Source organism: Nostoc cf. edaphicum LEGE 07299, assembly GCF_015207245.1.
Lineage (GTDB): Bacteria > Cyanobacteriota > Cyanobacteriia > Cyanobacteriales > Nostocaceae > Nostoc > Nostoc edaphicum_B.
Genome location: NZ_JADEXF010000516.1, coordinates 1 through 4,147, shown reverse-complemented (window position 1 = coordinate 4,147; position 4,147 = coordinate 1). Strand labels below are relative to the sequence as shown.

The 4,147-nt window shown below is 43.9% G+C and carries 2 protein-coding genes; one reads left to right on the top strand and one right to left on the bottom strand.

Annotated features, from left to right (window positions below; all coding sequences use genetic code 11):
* Window positions 1–1,547: vitamin B12 dependent-methionine synthase activation domain-containing protein (locus IQ229_RS15930; RefSeq protein ID WP_194045280.1), on the top strand; the 1,547-nt coding region annotated here is incomplete at its 5' end.
* A 326-nt stretch (window positions 1,548–1,873) separates the two neighbouring features.
* Here IQ229_RS15930 and pruA read toward each other — a convergent pair.
* Window positions 1,874–4,147 (bottom strand): L-glutamate gamma-semialdehyde dehydrogenase (pruA, locus tag IQ229_RS15925; RefSeq protein ID WP_194045273.1); only part of this gene is annotated, 2,274 nt, incomplete at its 5' end.

The window sequence follows — 4,147 nt, the reverse complement described above, 5'->3', positions numbered from 1 at the left end:
CCTTAGAAGAATATCCCCCCTTGGAAATTATCAACACCTTTCTGCTAGATGGTATGAAAGTTGTCGGGGAATTATTCGGTTCTGGACAAATGCAGCTACCCTTCGTTTTGCAATCTGCCGAAACCATGAAAGCGGCTGTTGCGTTTCTAGAACCGTTCATGGAAAAATCAGAATCGGGTAACAATGCCAAAGGAACCTTTATCATTGCCACAGTTAAAGGCGATGTCCACGACATTGGTAAAAACTTGGTGGATATTATCTTGTCCAACAACGGTTACAAGGTGATTAACCTGGGAATTAAACAGCCAGTGGAAAACATCATCAACGCTTACGAACAGCATAAAGCTGATTGTATAGCCATGAGTGGTTTGCTGGTAAAATCCACCGCCTTCATGAAAGAGAACTTGGAGGTATTCAACGAAAAAGGAATTAGTGTCCCCGTGATTTTAGGTGGTGCAGCATTGACTCCCAAGTTTGTCTATGAAGATTGCCAAAATACCTATAAAGGTAAAGTTGTTTATGGCAAAGATGCCTTTTCTGACTTGCACTTCATGGATAAATTAATGCCAGCAAAGGCTACTGGTAACTGGGAAGATTTGCAGGGATTTTTGAACGAAATCGAAACGGCTGAAGTTTCGACAAATGGTCACAAAGAACCAAAAGCTACAACTGCTGAAGAAACATCTGCTGAACCAAAAGTAGTAGATACAAGACGTTCAGACGCAGTGGCGATAGATATTGAACGTCCGACACCGCCTTTCTGGGGAACAAAGTTGTTGCAGCCTAGTGATATTCCCATTGAGGAAATATTCTGGCACTTGGATTTACAAGCTTTGGTTGCTGGACAGTGGCAATTCCGCAAGCCAAAAGAGCAATCCAAAGAAGAATATCAGGCTTTTTTAGCTGAGAAAGTCTACCCAATTTTAGAAAGTTGGAAACAGCGAATTATTGAAGAAAATCTGTTGCATCCACAAGTGATTTACGGGTATTTCCCTTGTCAAGCCGAAGGAAATTCCCTACATATATATGATTCAGAGAACCAATCACAACAGGTTACAACTTTCGAGTTTCCCAGACAGAAGTCTTTAAGGCGGCTGTGCATAGCAGATTTCTTTGCACCGAAGGAATCGGGAATTATGGATGTCTTCCCCATGCAAGCGGTGACTGTAGGGGAAATTGCCACAGAGTTTGCCCAAAAGCTGTTTGCGGCTAATCAATACACTGATTATCTGTATTTCCACGGCATGGCAGTGCAGGTGGCGGAGGCTGTAGCTGAATGGACACACGCCAGAATACGCCGAGAGTTAGGTTTTACTGCTGAAGAACCCGACAACATTCGGGATATATTAGCACAACGCTATCGTGGCTCGCGGTATAGTTTTGGCTATCCAGCTTGTCCCAATATTCAAGACCAATACAAGCAACTGGAGTTATTGCAGACCGACAGGATTAACTTGTATATGGATGAAAGCGAACAACTTTATCCAGAGCAGTCTACTACTGCGATTATTACCTATCACCCATTAGCAAAATACTTTAGCGCGTAGAATTCTACTCGTTAACCCAATACGTTTGGTGTTAGTGATTTGCCCTTAAAGATCCCCCTTCAAAGCCTCTCTTTCTAGGCTACGGTGTGTATACAAGTCCTTCTCACCCCCTCTAACTCCCCCTTGCTAAGGGGGAGAACCGGATATTTCCCCCCAATACATCGGGGGGATTAAGGGGGGTAAATCCAGGGTTTGGGCTTCATTACCAAGATGTGTGTACACCGTAGGACTGGGAGAAGAAAGGTTTTACGTAGTTAAATCAGGGACAGGTGTTTTGATTGTGCTAATTAGACGGCTACTATATTAGCGGTGGAATTCACATTAGTTTAATCTGCTCCTTCAATTGGTGCAAAACCTTGACGTTGAATATTTTCTGTCACCGCGCGTGGTTCTAAAAATTGCAGTAAGTAATCAGGACCGCCTGCTTTAGAACCAACACCAGAAAGTTTGAATCCACCAAAGGGTTGCCGTCCAACGATCGCTCCAGTAATATTGCGGTTGATGTACAAATTCCCGACTTCAAATTCTGTCTGCGCCTGCTGAATGTGCGAAGGCGTTCTAGAATAAAGTCCTCCAGTCAAAGCGTAGTTAGTTCCATTGGCAACTGTTAGTGCTTCCTGGAAATCTTTCACCCTAATTACCGCCAGCACAGGGCCAAAAATTTCTTGCTGGGAAATTACCGCATTTGGCGATACTTCACTAAAGATGACAGGTCCGATAAAATATCCTTGTTCGGGTGCTGGTAACTCCAACGCCACTTCTGCTTCTGCCTTACCCTTCTCAATATACTCGCGGATGCGATCGCGGGCATTAGCATCAATCACTGGCCCAACTTGTGTACTTGGTAACTCTGCTTCCCCAATGTTCAAGGATTTTGTCGCTTCCACCAACCGTTGCACAAAGGCATCATAAATCGGTTGCAGCACAATCACCCTGGAAGCAGCAGAACATTTTTGTCCACTGTAACCAAATGCCGACTGCACTACCCCCACAACAGCTTGGTCTAAATCAGCACTTTCATCGACAATAATGGCATTCTTGCCACCCATTTCAGCAATTACCCGTTTCATGTGCTTTTGTCTGGGTTTTAATATTGCCGCTTCTGCGTAGATTCTACAGCCGACTTCTTGGGAACCCGTAAAAGCAATTACATGGGTATCTGGATGATTTACCAAATAAGCGCCGACTTGCGAACCCTTACCAGGTACGTATTGAAATACACCTTTGGGAAAACCAGCATCTACCAGGATTTCTGTGAGTTTTGCCGTAATGACAGAAGATGTTTCCGCAGGCTTGAGGAGAGTACAATTGCCTGAAACCAAGGCTGCAACAGTCATTCCACAAGCGATCGCTAGTGGGAAATTCCAGGGAGAAATCACCACAGCAATTCCTCGTGGTTGGTAGATATAACGATTAGTTTCACCAGGTATGTCGTAATTGGCACCGTTATCTAACCGTTCTATCTCATCAGCGTAGTATCGGCAAAAGTCTATTGCTTCCGAAACTTCTCCATCAGCTTCCTTAACTGGTTTCCCAACTTCTAAAACTATCCAAGCTGAAAGTTCAGCGCGGCGGAGTTCCATCAAATCACCGGCTTTCCGCAAAATATCAGCGCGTTGTTTAGCTGGTGTTTTCCTCCAACCAGGAAAGGCAGCTTTAGCAGCTTGCATCGCTTGTTCTGCTTGTTCAACGCTAATCAACCCAACTTTACCAACTACCTCGCTGAAATTAGAAGGATTGAGAGAATCAACAAATTCTGGCGGATTAACATACTCGCCATTAATTAAGGGTAAATAAGTTTTACCCAACTGTTGACGAACGCTTTGGAAAGCTTGCATCGTCTTCGTTCTTACCTCTTCCTCAGCATAATCAGTATCAGCAGCACCAAAGAAATGAGAGTTGGGAGTTTGGAGTGAGGAGTTTGGAGTTAAAGAGTTTTCCTCTTTGACAATCGGTGGCGCTAATAATTCTTCAATTGGTCGATTTTCGAGATTTTGCCGTAAAAAAGAACTATTAGCGGTATTTTCTAACAACCGCCGAATTAAATACGCCATTCCAGGTAATAATTCACCGTAAGGACAGTAAACTCTAACTCGATAACCTTTGTCAACCAACGCTTTGGCAACTTTATCACCCATACCGTAGAGGACTTGCAACTCAAAGCGACGGCGGGGGACATTTAAACTTTCAGCGATGGCAATGGCGCGAGAGTGCGATCGCACATTATGGCTACCAATGGCAGAATACACATATTGATGATTTTCTAGCAATAACTGAGTGATAGTTTCAAAGTTAGCATCAGTTGCGGCTTTGTCGTTGTAAACTGGCTGTGGCCAATGCTTCTGCACTGCTTTGATAGTTTCCTGATCCCAATATGCACCTTTCACCAAGCGGATTGTCAGGGGATAGCCACGTTCTTTCAACCAGGAAATTACGTCTTTAGTATCTTGCTCGCTATCACGCAGATATGCCTGAATAGTTATGCCAACATCTGTACGTTGCCGAAACTCTTCTTCTAAGAGCAGTTTTTTCAGGATGCTAAGAGTTATGTCTTTGTAGGCATACTGTTCCATATCAAAATGGACAGCTGCGCCTAATTC